The sequence below is a fragment of the Hyphomonas atlantica corrig. genome, from assembly GCF_017795365.1.
Classification (GTDB): domain Bacteria; phylum Pseudomonadota; class Alphaproteobacteria; order Caulobacterales; family Hyphomonadaceae; genus Hyphomonas; species Hyphomonas atlantica.
This window is the reverse complement of sequence record NZ_CP051254.1, coordinates 3537380-3552914: the sequence shown is the minus strand read 5'-3', so window position 1 is coordinate 3552914 and position 15535 is coordinate 3537380. Positions and strand designations below refer to the sequence as shown.

Here is a 15535-nt window from a genome sequence, read left to right as displayed (position 1 = left end):
CGCGCTGGATTTGGTTAGGTCGTCCCCTGAGGACCGTGACGGACCAAACCCCTCGCAGGCCTGTTGATCCTACGCATTCGGGAACCGGGCGCATGGTGCCTTTATGGCATGCAATTGATTGCAAATTTTTGACAGACTTACGCAATCGCAATCAAGCGTTAACGCCTTTCTGCAAATTTTATCAAAATCTGCAGGAGTGGAATCAGACACTATGCCATTGAAGCTGTCCCTCAAACCGGGCGAAACATTCGTGGTGAACGGCGCGGTTGTCAGAAATGGCGACCGGCGCGGCGTACTTCTGCTCGAAACGCGCGCCCGAGTGCTGCGCGAGAAGGATATTCTGAGACCTACCGAAGCGACCACGCAGGCGGGGCGCGCCTATTTCGCGATCATGCAGATGTACCTGCTCGGCGAAGTCGATGGTCCGCCATATGCGCAGGCAGCTGAAGCCATCGCAGGGTTGCTCGCCGTCTGCGAAAGCGATGAAGACCGTGAAAATGTTCTGGAGATTTCGGCCGATGTTGCCAGTTCCAATCTATATCGCGCGCTGAGCCGGTGCAGAAAGCTGATGGCCGCTGACGCGCGAGGACCGGAATGATGGCGAAACCAATGCGCATGAACCCTCTCCCTGATCCGAAGGCTGTCTCACTAGATGAGGCAATCTCCCTGTTGGAGGCCGGGAAGGGTGAAGGCTTGTTGGTGGATCTCGGACACGGCCGCACAGCCACAGCAGATGGCCATCGCGGTGAGGAAGGCTTGCTGCAGCGTTTGCGCGGCCATCGCATGATGATGTCCCTTGCTTCTGGTGGCGCCGACCTGTCCCGGTTCGCGGGCATGGGAGATGCAGTCATTGTTGCGCCTCTCGTGCAGGAAATCCTCGACGCAGCGGACCAAAAAGATTAGGTCGCGCGCATGAGCGCCGAACTGATCTCTCTTTTTACCGCATCCTTTGTCACCTTTTTCGTCCTGATCGACGCCTTGGGCGTAGCGCCCGTGTTTGCGACGCTGACGGCGAGTGGTGATGCCGCCTATCGTCGCCGCATGGCGATCAAGTCGATTATTGTCGCCACAATTATCATTTATGGGTTTGCGTTTGGCGGCTCCTGGCTACTCGGCGCAATGCACATCTCGATTGATGCGTTCCGCGCTGCCGGCGGCATCCTGCTGTTCATGATTGCGCTCGACATGGTGTTCGAGAAACGCACGGAACGTCGCGAAAACCGCGTTGAAGAGCATATCGACAGCCACGCAGCAGACCCCGAGCCGGATGATGTATCCGTGTTCCCGCTTGGCATTCCAATGGTCGCCGGGCCAGGTACGATCGCCACGGCCATGTTCTACATGTCTGACAAGTCCGACTGGATCGAGAAGGGGATTGTCTTGTCTGCGATCGGCCTGAACCTTGCGCTGACGCTACTGATCTTCCTGGCTGCGGGGCCGCTGGTCCGGCTGATGGGGGCAAGTGTTGCGGGCGCGTTGACGCGGATCCTGGGTGTCATTCTTGCTGCCTTGTCCGTTCAGCTTCTGATCGATGGCATTCGCGGCGCATTCAATCTCTAGCGATCAGATTCCTGTCGGCTCGATACGCTTTTTCGGAAGGCGGACATTCCGGCGGAACGTCGCGATCATCACATAGAGCAGGGCCAGCCCGGACGCAGTAAGGCCCATGACCTGAAACATCAGGTCGCGGGTCCATTTGATGCCGGTGTCGGCAATGCGCAGGGCGTCTTCGCCATTTTGCTTCACCAGAGCAACAGAGCGGTCACCGCCAGCCTCGGCCAGCAGGCGCGCGCGACGCAGATCCGCTTCGTCTTTTACATGCTCGATCAAAGTGATGGCTGCGGGCGTGCTCGTTAACATGCCGATCCGGTCGATCTGGACGAGGTCTGCCTCGAGTTGCTGCAGGCCCGCCGGATCGATGGCGCTCATATAGGCGTCCCGCACACGATCAACACGCACGCTGGTTGTGGCCAGTTCATCGAAAACGTCTTCCAGGGCAGGGCGGAGTGCCGAGTCGGGAATCGCATCGTTCAGCCGGTTGCGCATATAGGTCGTGAATTCCGGGGTCATTCGCCGGGCGCGCCGGGCGGACTTCAGGATGGACGCTGCCCGGACATTCCCGTCGCCCACGCCATCCGCGCTCTCGGCACCGATGAGGCCGATGGCCGTCACTTTCAGCGTAATCGGATCAACCCGGTCGCCCCTTACCCAGCGCTCTGAGTTATTGGCGAGGTCCGCGAACGTGCCAAGCAGGATGAAACGTCTGTCAGCCGATCGGGCGCTTGCCGCCAGGGTTACTTCGGTTTCGTCTTCTTCGCCGAGGGCCGAAGCGTCTTCCGAAGCGGCCTGCGTCTCACCAATTGCGGTGGTGTCTGAACCGTCCGCTTCGTCAGTATCTTCAAAGTCCGATGAAATGGATGCAAATGTCTTGCGGCCTGCGGCGGCTTCGGCCTCTTCGAATTTGAGACCGATATCGAGCGGAAGTTTCCGCAAGGCGGCAGCAGCCAGGCGATCATCCGCGCGGTCCATCTTCACCCCGTCTGAATCTGCCTGAAGCTCCCGCACAGATTCACGGTCAAGCATTTCGGGTGCAGCCAGCAGGAAACCACGCGCCGCGGAAACGTCCATATCGGTCAGTTCGCGTTCGACGATGTCGTGCCAGAACTTGTATTTGTCGCCGCCACTGCGCGGAGAGATGGAGGCAAAGGACTCGTCCATGTTGCGGCGGGTCTGGTCGATGGCTTCGATGGTGGGTGTGTCGGAGAACCCTTCGCCGGAGAATGCCATTGAGAGGCTCTGCGCGGCGATGACAGGCATGAGGACCAGCAGCGAGTTGAAGACAACTGCCTGCATCCAGCCGGACGTCTTATCCATAGTTTTCCGGCGTCGGGCCATGTACGCTGAAACCAATGCATCCGTAGTGTTTGGGACAGATTTCATTCAGCGCATCGTCGCGAGAAAGATCAAGGGCTGGCCTGTAAATTGCACCGAATTTCTCGGAATACGACGCAGTCGATTGGTAACAATCTCATGAAGATTACATGATTTTGCCTCAATTGACTGAAAACATTGGCAAAAATTACTCAGCGGCAGGAATTGCAGAGAATCACTAGGCGGTCTATATCCGCCCCCAAACAGAGTAAGGTGAATAAGCGATGAGTGTTGACCTATCGGACGACTATCGCCCCTCAGACGACGAGGAGTTCATGAACGAGCGCCAGCTCGCCTACTTCCGTCGGCTTCTGGAAAACTGGAAGGCTGACATTCTTGATGGCGCAAAGCAGACGATCAACAATCTGCAGGGTGAGTCAGGATCCTTGCCGGACATCGTGGATCGCGCGTCTGCCGAAAGCGACAAGGCGCTTGAGCTGCGCACGAGGGACCGACAGCGCAAGCTGATCTCCAAGATCGACTCGGCGCTGCGCCGCATCGATGATGGATCTTACGGCTATTGCGAAGTGACGGGTGAGCCGATTGGTCTGCGTCGCCTGGAAGCGCGCCCGACCGCCACGCTCAGCCTTGAGGCGCAGGAGCGCCATGAGCGCAAAGAGCGCACGCTGCGAGACGACTAACTCAATTCCAGTTCGGAATAAAACAACGGCGGTAATCCGGCATCGGATTACCGCCGTTTTCTTTCGCCCAATCTACCCAACGCTTCGGCGGTTATGCTTGGTGCCTCATGCGATGAAGGCATAATGGCATGAAGGTCCAAACGATGTCTTACAGCATCGTAATCAAGGCCTTAACGCCAGCTCGTGATACTTAACGTGAAGTGCGCCCGCATTAATCCCAACGGAGACCAGGGTAGAATCATGGCTGACGATGAGCGGACGAAAGAGGAAATTCCTAACCAGTCGTTAACCGTATCTGGCGCAAAACGGTCAGGAACCCAAGAACCGGCCGACCGCTCCATGAAGACCGACTTGCCTCTTGCTGCTGATGATGGATGGGACATGTCACCTCGACGTGAGTCCGACATCATGTTGGACATGCCAACAACGTTCGAGCCGATCACGCCCGATCGTCCGTTGCCGACGTCGCGCGGTGTTCTGAGCGCGGCGGAAATCGAAGCGCTGCTGCGACCCAATCTGGATGACATGCCGGAGCCTGAACCCGAGCCGGCGCAGGTGGAAGACGTAGAGGTTCGCGACCTCGCCTTGCCGCCAGCGCAACCGACCGATGTGACCGACGAGGCACGCCGGATGGCGTCTCGCCTGAGTCTCGCCCTGCGTGATGGATGTGGCCTGAAGGCGGCCGCTCTGGCGCGCGCGAGTGCACGGGGCAGTTTCGACCAGGGTTTACAGACAGATTGCGCGGGTACGGGATCAGCGATCGCCTGCTTCACCGCACCCGGCGGAGAGATTGCCGCGATGCTGGTGATCAGCGCGCCGCTGGCGAATGCTTTGATCGAAACGGCGTGCGGTGGACACCCATCCCAGCAGAAGGCGCGCATGTTGACGCCGATGGATGCGGCGCTGTTGGAAGGGCTGGTTCGACCATTGGGCGCCGCCTTGGCGTCGTCGCTGAAATTCTCCCGCATCGAGACGGATCCGGAATTTGCGTCCGCGCTGGCCGGGCCGGGGCAGACCACGATTCTTGACCTCGATGTACGCGTGAATGATGCAAAGATGCCAGCGCGTCTGATCATGGCGGAGGACGACCTGTTCGATGGCGCGAGTGAACCGGCGCCTGTCCGGTCTCGCCAGATGGCTTTGAGTGCGCCTGCAGCTGTACCAGCAGCAGCGGGGGCAGGGGCGATGACAGCCGTTCTGACCGCGCGTATCGCATCGCTCAGCGTACCACTCTCGCGTCTTGCAGACCTCAAGCCAGGCTCGACCCTGCTGCTTGGCCTGCCATCAGACCAGCCTGTCGAATTGCTGACTGGTGGCCGCGACGGCGCTGTGGTTGCAGAGGGCCAGATCGGTCGCAAGGGCAACAAGATGGCCCTGCGCATCAGCAGGCGGACGGCCCTGCTGCGCTAGTCGGCAACAGGGCGTCCAGTAGCGCCGTTCCTTACAGTCTGAAGCCTGTGAAGATCGGTGGCTTCCTATCCATTTCATCGTCAACCGCAGCGACAACGGATTCGGATTCTCCGTGGGCTTGGAGTTCCGCTTCGCGCTGCCGCCAGAGACGCTTCTGGTAGTTGGTCGAGATGATATCGGTGACCACCAGAACGAAGATGACGAGGTAGAAGCTCGATTTGCTCATGGCTTCGATGGTGAAGGTGAACAGTTTCATGTGAGCCAGATGGGCGCCTTCAGTGACCAGCAGGACCCCGACCAGGAACAGGATGAAGAGGCCGAGAACTTCGTACATCCGGTTCTTCTTGAGGAACTCAGCGACCGCGTCGGCCATGAGTGCCATCACGATACCGGATACGATAATCGCGATCGCCATCAGCCAGACTTGATAATCCTTGCCGGGACGACAGCCGACAGCGCCTTCGATGGGCGTGCTGATCAGGGCGGACTTGCAATCCGTCACGGTGCCCTTGAACGTGTCGATCACCTCGCCGCTGGCCGATACGATGTTTGCGACTTCGACGTTTGCAATCGCCATCGCGGAAAGGATGGAGTCGAATGAGAAGACGAGGTTCATCGCCACGATGAGCGTGATGGCCTGCATGACCGATTTGGCCTTGCCGCCTTCGCTGTGCTCAATGTGGTCGACCGTCAGCAGGTGGGTGATTTCCTTGATCGCGGTGTAGATGATGAACGCGCCGCCCGCGAGCGTGATGAGGCTCTGGAAGGTAAACTCGCCTTCAAAGAACCCGGTCAGATGAAATCCGAACAGCGGCTCGGCCAATGCATCGAACAGAGCGACGATGATGAAGAGCAGGATGATCCTGAAAGCGACCGCGAGGCCGATGCCCCATTGGCGAACCATCGGCGCTTTCTCTTCGCCAACGCGTTTTGATTCGATCGAGATGTAGAGCAGGTTGTCGAAGCCGAGCACGGCCTGCAGCATCAACAACATCAACAGCGTAAACAGGCCCGATACGGAGAAGACCTCCGTCATGATTTCACCCAGCATCCCCAAATCTCCTGATGGCAAATTGGTCCAGTCCCCTGATAGGGACGGTCAAACGTTCAGATCAAGTTACGTCGCCTGACTTTATCAGTTCCCAAGAAAGCGCCGCGCAGCGTATTCGCCATTCCCGCCAAATGCGGAAAGTCTGCAAAGGGCTGCGCGGCGTTTCGGATCAGGCTTCCTGTTTGGAGGCGACCCAGGTTTTCACATTCTCTTCCAGAATGCTGAGCGGAACCGGGCCATCCTTCAGCACAACATCGTGGAACTCTGCGATGTCGAATGCATCACCAAGTTCGGCTCTGGCTGATTCCCGAAGCTCCAGGATCTTGATCATGCCGATCTTGTAAGCTGTCGCCTGACCCGGCATCACGATGTAGCGCTCAATGGCTTTCTTCGCGTCGCCTTCGGGGTTCGGCGTATTGTCGAGAAGATACTGGATTGCCTGTTCACGGGTCCATTTCTTGTCGTGAATTCCGGTGTCGACGACGAGACGGGCAGCGCGCCAGATCTCCATGGCGAGGCGGCCGAAATCATCATACGGGTCGGAATAATAGCCCATTTCCTTCGGCAGGTATTCCGAGTACAGGCCCCAGCCCTCGGAGAAGGCGGTGTAGCCGCCATACTTCCGGAAGCTCGGAATGCCTTCCAGTTCCTGCGCGATGGCAATCTGCATGTGGTGGCCCGGAATGCCCTCATGGAAGGCAAGTGCCTGCAATTGATAGGTCGGCATATCCTGCATGCGGTAGAGGTTCGCATAATATGTGCCTGGGCGGCTGCCATCCGGGGCAGGGCGGGAATAGAAGGCCTTGCCTGCGGACTTTTCGCGGAACGGCTCAACCGCTTTCACGATCATGTCGGCTTTCGGGAATGTGTTGAACACACTCGGCAGGTCCTCTTTCATCAGCTCGATCTGATGACGTGCCTCGGACAAGTAAGCCTCACGACCTTCTTCCGTGTTCGGCAGGTAGAATTGCTCGTCAGTCCGCATGAATTCAAAGAATTCTTTGAGCGTGCCTTCGTATCCGACCTGCGCCATGATTCCGCGCATTTCGCCGTGAATGCGCGCCACTTCGTCGAGACCCAGCTGATGAATTTCAGCTGCGCTCATGCCTGTCGTGGTCATCTGGTTCAGGCGCATCGCGTAATAGGCGTCGCCGTCTGGCAGCTTCCACGCACCATCATCTGTCGTGGCGGTTTCGGCGTGGGCCTCCATGACCGTGATCACATTCTCATAGGCTGGGCCGACGGATGATGTCAGCGCCGCAACTGCATCCGAAAGCAATGCGTCCGCCTGGCTTTGACCAATGGTTTCAGCCTCGACCAGTTTGGTGACCTTGCCGCGGAAATCCTTCATCAGCGGGCTGTCTTCGCTGCCATCGGAAACGTCCGACGTGAACGGGTATCCTGTTATGACGCCTTTGGAATCGTTCAGGACATAGGCGTAGGCGAAGGCCGGTGGCTTGATGCCAAGGCTCGCCGAATACTCCGCATTTTCAATGTGCTGATCGAGATAAGCTGAGATGCCTTCGAGCCGCGAAACATAGGCCTCCGCGTCTGACAGGCTGGTGACGCCATGCTGGTTGACCAGGAAAGCCGGAATGCTCGACTGCACACCCCGCATCTGATCGAACGTGTAGCTGTGATGGCGGAATGGGAAGGCCGCTTCCGCCTGCGCGAGTTCATATTCCGCAAGTCGCCAGGACAGTTTGGCCTGATCGTCCAGCAGGTCGTAGTCGAACAGGGTTTTCATCTCTTCCATGTCGGCGCGCTGGATTTCCATTTCGCGCACGGCATTTTCGTCAGAGACGTCGTTCCATTTGTCATAATCGGTCTTCACGCCCAGATAACTCTGGTACATCGGATTGCGCGAAAGCGTGGCCTGGAACTTGTCTTCGAAGAACTGGTTCAGGCGGGCGCTTTCTGCAGCAACGATTTCAGCGCGGTCCTGAATTGCCGGCGCTGGCGGCATCTCGGCAACTGGCGGCGGAAGCGTGTCGCTGGGCTCGCTCTGGCATGCGCCGAGCAGCAGGAGCGCTGCGATTGCTGTTGAAGTCCGTCTCATGAAAACCTCCGATTCCACTGTGATTTCTGCAATTTTCAACGTTCATCTTAACGTCTTTTCCCACTTCATTAACCTTTGTCGTGCCACATTTGGTAGACTAGGATTCCGTATGACTGAGTCGCCAGCGATGCTGGACGGAAATAGGCGTAAAGTGCTGGCGCGACCCTGGCGGCTGGCAGCAGGAGTGTAAAGCGACCGATGGATTTAAAAGTGCAGGCCAATGCTGCTCCCGTTGACGATCAGGATTCTGCCGCTGAACTGAGTGCGTTGTCTGAGCGTGGACGGCTGGACTGGATGCAATTGTCATTCTGGGTCTGCCTGCTTGTGTCGATTGCCGCTGCGAGTGTAGCGCTTGCCTGGCCGAACGCATCGGGCGCGCCGGGACCGATCCTTCTGATCGCAATGGCATCTGGGGGTCTGGTTTTCCTGTTGTGGAGTGTGCGCGGCGCCGGTCGGATGCTGGGCCTGTTTCCGGAGCGCGGCTCGATTGCTCGCGCGGCGCAGGCGGCGACGCCTCGTTATGGCTGGATCGAAGCGCTGGATGAATCTGTTCTGATTGCAGACCGCGGTGGCGCGCCAATGGCGGCGAATGGATCTTACCGCGAACTGACCACGCTGGCTCTGATTGGTTCACAGGCCGAAGGTGCGCCTGTCACTGTCGACCGCCTGTTCGGGGCCAATCCCGGTCTGGCAGCGCCCGTTTATCGCCTCTCCAAGGACGCCAAAGTCGGCCATGCGCGCCGCGAAATCCTGCCACCGATCACGATTGGCCCTGAGCGCGTACCGGCGCAGTTCGAGATCACTGTTTCTCCGCTGCCACGTGACAAGGTTCTGTGGCGCATCCGCCCAATCGCAGGCGAGCGCGAAGCGACTGGTGCGGCGGACTTGAAGTCGCTTTACGTCGAAGACGCTCCGATGGGTTTCTTTGCCGCGCGTCCGGACGGTACGATTACCTACGCCAATGGCTGGCTGCGCGACATGCTCGGCCTGCCGGAAATGGCGAAGAACATCCGGATCGATGACATCATGCGTCCGGAATTTGTGAAGATGCTGTCGCGAGATCGCAAATCCGGCGTGCCGGGCCGGGTGGATATTCAGTTGCGCGGCCGCGATGGTGTCGAGCGTCCGGTTCAGGCGATCACGACCTGGTCTGGCAAGGGCGCCGAAGCGACCGGTCGTACAATCATCCTGGCCAGCCAACAGGTGATGAATACGGGCGAGGAAGGCTTCCGCCTATCGACCGCTTCGCGTCCGCCGCGCCCGGATGGCGACCCGATGTTTGATGACGCGCCTTTTGGTGCTGTGCGTCTGGAAGGCGGCAGCGTCGACAGCGCGATCATCATGGATGCCAACCGCTCCCTGATGGATTTGACCGAAGGCAAGGCTGCGCCGGGCGGAAAATTCTCTGACCTCTTCCTCGCCGAGGAAGGGCAGGAGGCGTTGAGTGGTCTCCTCGTTGATGCGATCGACAAGCCGATCAGCCTGAAGCTTGCCGGGCAGGAGCCAAAGCACGTCAACGTATTCGTGGCGCTGGACGGCGCGGGTCGACCGTCGGTTGCATACGTCATGGATATTACAGAACAGCGCCAGCTGGAGATGCGTTTGGCGCATGGCGAGAAGATGCAGGCAATTGGCCAGCTCGCCGGCGGCGTGGCGCATGACTTCAACAATGTGCTTCAGGGTATCATCCTGAACAATGAGCAGCTGATGGTCCACCATCCGCTGGGTGACCCTTCCTATCCAAATTTGAAGTCGATCCACGAATTCTCGATCCGTGCGAAGGATCTTGTGAAGATGCTGCTCGCCTATGCGCGCCAGCAGACCTTCAAGCGCGAAGTCTTCGCGGTGACAGACTTCATGACCGAATTCTCCATTCTCCTGCGTCAATTGCTGGACGAGCGGATCGAACTGGACGTCAAGCATGGCCGCGATGTGCCATACGTCAAGGCTGACAAGAACCAGCTGGAAAACGCGCTGTTCAATCTTGCTACCAATGCGCGCGATGCGATGCTGAGCCACAAGAATGGCGGCAAGCTGACGATCCGTACGGCGCGGGCGACTGGCAAGGAAGCCCAGGAGAAGGGCTTTTCCTTCGTCAATGATGGCGACTACATGCTGATTGAAGTGGAAGATACCGGCCACGGCATGCCGAAGGATGTCATGGACAAGATCTTCCAACCCTTCTTCACCACGAAAGAAGCGGGCGTTGGCACGGGACTTGGCCTCGCGACTGTGTACGGCATTATCAAGCAATCCGGCGGCTATATCTGCACCACCTCTGGCGTGGGCAAAGGCACGACGTTCCACATCTACCTGCCAGCGCTGGCCGCCGAAGAGATTCCGGAGCCAGTGGATATGGCGCAGGTCGAGCACGCCGCGAGCCAGCCAGTGGATATTTCCGGCCGTGGTCGCATCCTGCTGATCGAGGATGAAGACGGCGTTCGCGGCATCGCGGCCTCGCTGCTGCGCTCCAGCGGCTACGAGGTTGAGGAAGCCTGCGATGGCGAAGAGGCAATGGAGATTCTGGAAGACAATCCGGAGAGCTTCGACCTCGTCATTTCAGATGTCGTGATGCCGGGTAAGGATGGCCCGACGCTGATCCGCGAGGCCAAGGAGTTGCTTGGCCATGCACGTGTGATCTTCATCTCTGGCTATGCAGAGCGCGATATTGCCAAGCAGCTGGATGATGACCGGGCAGTTTCCTTCCTGCCGAAACCGTTTACTGTTCGTCAGTTGGCAGAGCGTGTGAAGCAGGAGCTTGGCAGCCCGAAAAAAGAGGCCGCCTGAAGTTCACGCCCAATGTGACTGGAGAAGGGCGGCGAATTCCGTCGTCCGTTCTGCACAGGCCCAGTGCCCCGCACCGGTCTCCACATGAAGTGGGACATTCCATCGCTCTGAAAACCGTTTGGCGACGGAAAGGTCGACATAAGGATCAGTCTCGCCCCAGAAAAGCTGTCCGCGCTGTGGCAGATTCGCGAGGCCGTTGACCCAGTCATCCAAAAACCGCAGTCCGTCGGCTGAGCGGTAAAGATCGAGGATGCTCTGCCGCATGGTCTTGTCAATCAGGGGAACTTCCTTCTTTGCGAGGCTTTTCGGCATGCCGCCAGCGATCATGGCGGGAAGAAGCCGCTTCTTGTTCCGCATGCCCAGCATAACCAACTCGCCCAGGATTGGTGTAGCCCAGCGGCGGGCCATGGCATGTCCACGATATTCGGGATCGATCACCGCGTTGGTAACGCACCAGGTGCGCACAAGATCCGGCCGCAGAGAGACGGCCCTCAAGGTCAGCAAGGCGCCCCAGTCATGGCCAACGATATCTATGCCTCCGCCAATGTCTTCCATCTGGCCGACAAGCCAATCTGTATAAGCTTCTTTGGTGGCAGAGAACCCGGCCGGACGGGCGCACCCAAAACCGGGCAGGGCAGGCGCACGATAGTCGTTTTCACTGAGGTCCAGAACGGAAATCAGCGGTTCCCACAAATGCGGCGTATCCGGCACGCCATGAATAAAAAGTTTCATGCCTGACTTCTAAGCTGACTTGACAATAGGTGGATATTCCTGTTTAGCGAGCAAGGCAATGGTTGGGAAAATTATCCCATGAAACATCGTGACATCTGGCGAGGCATTGATGCCCTGGCCGCTCATCATGGATTGACCCCATCTGGTCTTGCGCGGCGGGCCGGGCTGGACCCGACGGCGTTCAATCCGTCGAAGCGAGAGGCGGCGGATGGCCGGCCGCGCTGGCCGTCTACGGAGAGTCTCGCGCGTGTGCTGGATTCAGTGGGCAGTCGGTTTGAGGATTTCGCGGCGCTGGTCGATGGGCGGCGCGGCGCGATTGCGCCCTTGATTGGCTTTGCGCAAGCCGGGCAGGACGGCTTTTTTGACGATGCAGGGTTTCCGGTTGGGGGCGGCTGGGAAGAGGTTCGCTTTCCGGGGCTTGAGACCGAGTCTGTATATGCGCTGGAGATCAGCGGAGATTCGATGGAGCCAGCCTATCGCGCGGGGGATCGGATCATCGTCTCGCCGGGCTCCGAGGCGAAAATTGGTGACCGGGTTGTGGCGAAAACGCTGGAAGGTGAAGTGATGGCCAAGATCCTTGCACGGCGGAATTCGCGCGCGGTGGAGCTTGCCTCTCTGAACCCGGCCTATCCCACGCGCAGTTTCAAGCCGTCCGAGATCGCCTGGATCGCCCGTATCCTCTGGGCCAGTCAGTAGGCGATCTGTCAGCTGTCTACCTTTTTCGCATTCCATAATTGCATGAAGGCAGGGGGTGGGGAGGGGGTGAACTCTGTTTCCGAAAGTGCGTCGAGCGCGCGCTGCCTGTCGGTCTCGGTGAACGTTCCAGTGGTCAGGCAAAATTCGACAGAGTTGCCGTTTGGGTCTCTGGTATAGATCGAATGGCACCAATTATGGTCGATTTCGAATACGTCCAGACCGGCTGCGAGCCATTTCTGTTTCCAGTCTTCCAGCTCCTGTTTCGAGTCAACGGAAAAGGAATAATGGTTCGTGCCCGGCGGCAGTTTGGCGGCGGCGTTGATGTCATAGACATAGTCTTCGCTGCCTTCGGTGTCATGAAGCTCCCAGAAGGCGATAAACCGGCTGTCATCGCCATCCATGCGGTAAAAGAAATGCTTGCCCCAGCCTCCGGTCATGATGGGAGCAACTTCAACCTTTACCAGCTCAAACCCCATGATGCCTTCATAGAATGCGTGCGTGGCTTTCATGTCTTTCGCGGCGAGGGCGAGATGATGATAGGCCATGTTCAGTTTCCTCCCTTGTCGACCATCGACATGACATCCGTGTTCGCATCTTTTGGTGCGGCTATCTCAACAATACGCTCATCCACATCATCATATTCCAGCTTCAGTGCGCGGCTCATGATCGCGTGCATCATATAGGTGCAGGTGATGTAGGTGAGTTCGAGAATTTCCTCGTCTGACAGCCCGGACTTCAGCGCATCGAACACGCCATCCGGAACGCGGCCGCGCTGCAGGACAAGTCCGTCCGTATAGGCGAGAACTGCGCGCTCCAGCGGGCTGAAGCAGGATGCCACCTGCCAATGAGGTATGGCGGCGATCTGGTCTTCGGTGAGGCCGACGTCGCGGCTGGCCTTGCAATGCTGGGAAAAGACAAACTGTGAGCCAACGGCAAAGCCTGCGCGGGTCTGTCCGAGTTCACGCAGTTTCGGATCCAGCTTCCGATTTTTTGACCGGTAAAACTGAAACCCTTCAGTTGTGTGCTTGAATGCATCCGGCACGATGTTGAAAACAGTCCACCAGTTCCCGGGCGTTCCGGTTTCGGTTCCGGGCTCCGCAATCGGGTCCCGGTCGCCGAACAGGATGTCAAAAATCCGGTTTGCGAACGGATTTTCCGCTTCGCGCCCCGCCTGTTTCAGTCGTGGCATCTGATATTCCTCCCGATGAGGAGTGTATCACCCGGAAACTAGAAGAACAGGCATGGCAGTGGGGCGTCACGTTGGGGAACGTAGTGGCTTGGGTGCGAATTTGGACAGGATTCCACCAACACCACATCACAGAGAGAGCGTGTAACGGGCGCGCATCGCTTTGTTCAACCCGCCCTACAGTATGCGGGTGGGAGGGACTGCCGCATTCTCTGCTTGCCGTCGGGTCATTTAGGCGTCACAAACGCTCCCCATGGATTGGGGTAAACTGAAATCTTTCCACGCGGCGGCAGAAGCTGGCAGCCTGACCTCGGCAGGGGAACGGCTGGGCATATCGCAGTCGGCTGTCTCGCGCCAGATTGCGGCGCTGGAAGAGGCGCTCGGCGTATCCCTGTTCCAGCGGCATGCGCGCGGTCTGGTGCTGACCGATAGCGGGCACACCCTGTTCCGTTCGACCATGGAAATGGCCACCGCCGCGCAATCGGCGAATACGCTGCTGAAGGACCAACAGGAAACCCCGCAGGGTGAACTGATCGTAGCCGCGCCAGTGGCTTTCGGGTCCACCTGGCTTGTGCCGCGCCTCGGCGGCTTCATGCGCAAGCATCCGGACATGAATCTGGATCTTCGTCTTGATGACAGCCGCGAATATGATTTGCTGAAGCTGGAGGCCGAATGCGCCATCCGCCTGTGGGCTGCGGACAAGGCAGACCTTATCCAGCGCAAGCTGGGCACAGTTGCGACGAACCTTTACGCCTCGCCGGAATACCTCAAAGCCTATGGCATGCCCCGCACGCCGCAAGATCTGGATAATCACCGCATCATCGCCTATGGCGACGAAACCTCCATGCTGGATGTGATGAGCTTTGCCTGCCGGGTCGGTCGCGATGACAGCCCGCCACGCCAGGCCGCGCTAAAAGTGAACAATGTGTTTGCCATGTTGCGCGCGGTGGATGCTGGTCTGGGGATTGCGGATGTGCCGGATTACATGGCCGGGACAATGCCGCGCCTTGTGAAAGTGCTGCCGGAAACGGTCGGCCCGATCTTCGATCTCTACTTCATCTATCCGAGTGATTTGCGCCGTTCCAAGCGGATTGCGGCGTTCCGGGATTTCATCACCGCAGAGACCGAAATCCTGCGTCGTCCTGCTATGCGTCAGAATTAGTCAGAAATGCGACATTCATGCATAATTGCATGAAAGCTTTGCTGTCTCGTAGGTTGAAAACAGGGCTGGAGTGTTTATTTAACACGCATGCCAAGGGTCCCGGGCATTAACCCAATCCTTCCTCCGATTGGGCGTTTCCTCCCCCCTACGGGACCCGATACTTTACAGCCCGGCGCGTTAACTCGCTGCCGGGCCTTTTTTTGCGCGCAGTCCGGGGTTGATCCGGTGGGCTCTTGCTGACCCATTCATTACACAAATGAAAGAGTGCCGCGCCTCAGCGGGACCGTCAAGCCCATGAAACGCGCCACTTGTTGTGCAGTGCAATATACAGGATGCGCCGGAGGCGCGGATTCCCTAGAGATTGGCGCGCAGCATCCAGGCGGTCTTCTCCGAGATGGCGGCGCGCTGCGTCATCAGATCGGCCGTTACGGCGTCGCCATTATCTTCCGCGATTTTCAAACCGGCTTTCGCTGCGCGGCTGACCGCTTCATGACCTTTAACCAGGTTTTCGACCATCGTGTCAGCATCCGGAATGCCATTGTCCGGCTTGATCGTAGCTGGTTCGACCATCTCGCTGGCAGAGGCTGGGGCAAAATGGCCGAGCGCGCGGATGCGTTCAGCGATTTCGTCTAGCGCCAGCCACAGCTCATTATATTGTGTCTCGAACATGGTGTGCAGGCTGTTGAAGCGTGGGCCGGTCACGTTCCAGTGGTAGCCGTGCGTTTTGGAGTACAATGCATATGTCTCCGCCAGCAGGACGCGCAGGGCGTCAGCGGATGTGTTTCGGGCGTCGTCGTTCAGACCGATGTCTACAGGCATGAGGGGCTCCTTTTTGCTCTCTTGTTCAGCACGTAAGAACGGGGAAAGTTCCATTCAAATC

Annotated in this window: 15 protein-coding genes; 8 read left to right on the top strand and 7 right to left on the bottom strand. The window is 58.3% G+C overall.

All coding sequences use genetic code 11. The annotated features are described in order from the left end of the window. Positions 1 to 211 precede the first annotated feature (211 nt). Genes HF931_RS16985 through HF931_RS16975 form a run of 3 tightly spaced genes read left to right on the top strand, consistent with a single transcriptional unit; the run spans position 212 to position 1560 of the window. The gene (locus HF931_RS16985) at positions 212 to 598 is read left to right on the top strand and encodes a flagellar biosynthesis repressor FlbT (protein ID WP_035551046.1); all 387 of its coding nucleotides are present in this window, start codon (positions 212 to 214) and stop codon (positions 596 to 598) included. Positions 599 to 615: 17 nt separating this feature from the next. After that, positions 616 to 903, top strand: coding sequence for a hypothetical protein (locus HF931_RS16980; RefSeq protein ID WP_273241289.1), 288 nt, complete (start codon positions 616 to 618; stop codon positions 901 to 903). A 9-nt stretch (positions 904 to 912) separates the two neighbouring features. Further along, entirely contained in the window at positions 913 to 1560 is a 648-nt protein-coding gene (locus HF931_RS16975) for a MarC family protein (protein WP_035551051.1), read from the top strand. A gap of 3 nt (positions 1561 to 1563) precedes the next feature. Here the strand turns inward: HF931_RS16975 and HF931_RS16970 are convergent, their stop codons facing one another. Continuing rightward, positions 1564 to 2874, bottom strand: coding sequence for a hypothetical protein (locus HF931_RS16970; RefSeq protein WP_273241287.1), 1311 nt, complete (start codon positions 2872 to 2874; stop codon positions 1564 to 1566). 281 nt (positions 2875 to 3155) lie between these two features. On the opposite strand from HF931_RS16970, the gene dksA reads away from it, so the two are divergent. Together dksA and HF931_RS16960 are read left to right on the top strand one after the other, a co-directional pair. Continuing rightward, on the top strand, positions 3156 to 3572 hold the full coding sequence (dksA, locus tag HF931_RS16965) for an RNA polymerase-binding protein DksA (RefSeq protein ID WP_027837297.1): 417 nt from the start codon (positions 3156 to 3158) through the stop codon (positions 3570 to 3572). A gap of 240 nt (positions 3573 to 3812) precedes the next feature. Next, positions 3813 to 4982 carry a FliM/FliN family flagellar motor switch protein gene (locus HF931_RS16960; RefSeq protein WP_273241285.1) on the top strand — a complete coding sequence of 390 codons (1170 nt, stop codon included), beginning with the start codon at positions 3813 to 3815 and terminating at the stop codon, positions 4980 to 4982. A gap of 31 nt (positions 4983 to 5013) precedes the next feature. On the opposite strand, the gene HF931_RS16955 is transcribed toward HF931_RS16960, so the two are convergent. Next, entirely contained in the window at positions 5014 to 6033 is a 1020-nt protein-coding gene (locus HF931_RS16955; protein WP_241764173.1) for a TerC family protein, read from the bottom strand. A 169-nt stretch (positions 6034 to 6202) separates the two neighbouring features. Then, complete coding sequence (locus HF931_RS16950) at positions 6203 to 8092, bottom strand: DUF885 domain-containing protein (RefSeq protein ID WP_273241283.1); 1890 nt, start codon at positions 8090 to 8092, stop codon at positions 6203 to 6205. Positions 8093 to 8290: 198 nt separating this feature from the next. Here HF931_RS16950 and HF931_RS16945 point away from each other — a divergent pair, with 198 nt between their 5' ends. After that, a complete protein-coding gene (locus tag HF931_RS16945) occupies positions 8291 to 10879 on the top strand; it encodes a response regulator (RefSeq protein WP_273241281.1) in 2589 nt (862 codons plus the stop codon). A gap of 3 nt (positions 10880 to 10882) precedes the next feature. On the opposite strand, the gene HF931_RS16940 is transcribed toward HF931_RS16945, so the two are convergent. After that, complete coding sequence (locus HF931_RS16940) at positions 10883 to 11611, bottom strand: alpha/beta fold hydrolase (RefSeq protein WP_273241279.1); 729 nt, start codon at positions 11609 to 11611, stop codon at positions 10883 to 10885. A gap of 78 nt (positions 11612 to 11689) precedes the next feature. Here HF931_RS16940 and HF931_RS16935 point away from each other — a divergent pair, with 78 nt between their 5' ends. After that, entirely contained in the window at positions 11690 to 12307 is a 618-nt protein-coding gene (locus HF931_RS16935; RefSeq protein WP_273241277.1) for a S24 family peptidase, read from the top strand. An 8-nt stretch (positions 12308 to 12315) separates the two neighbouring features. Here HF931_RS16935 and HF931_RS16930 read toward each other — a convergent pair whose 3' ends face one another. Both HF931_RS16930 and HF931_RS16925 read right to left on the bottom strand, forming a co-directional pair. Next, positions 12316 to 12852: a VOC family protein gene (locus HF931_RS16930; protein WP_273241275.1), complete on the bottom strand. Its 537-nt coding sequence runs from the start codon at positions 12850 to 12852 to the stop codon at positions 12316 to 12318. A 2-nt stretch (positions 12853 to 12854) separates the two neighbouring features. After that, the gene (locus HF931_RS16925) at positions 12855 to 13496 is read right to left on the bottom strand and encodes a carboxymuconolactone decarboxylase family protein (protein ID WP_273241274.1); all 642 of its coding nucleotides are present in this window, start codon (positions 13494 to 13496) and stop codon (positions 12855 to 12857) included. A gap of 250 nt (positions 13497 to 13746) precedes the next feature. Here HF931_RS16925 and HF931_RS16920 point away from each other — a divergent pair, with 250 nt between their 5' ends. Continuing rightward, a complete protein-coding gene (locus HF931_RS16920; RefSeq protein ID WP_035551071.1) occupies positions 13747 to 14655 on the top strand; it encodes a LysR family transcriptional regulator in 909 nt (302 codons plus the stop codon). A gap of 354 nt (positions 14656 to 15009) precedes the next feature. On the opposite strand, the gene HF931_RS16915 is transcribed toward HF931_RS16920, so the two are convergent. Beyond that, entirely contained in the window at positions 15010 to 15474 is a 465-nt protein-coding gene (locus tag HF931_RS16915; protein ID WP_035551073.1) for a Dps family protein, read from the bottom strand. Between the last annotated feature and the right edge of the window lie 61 nt (positions 15475 to 15535).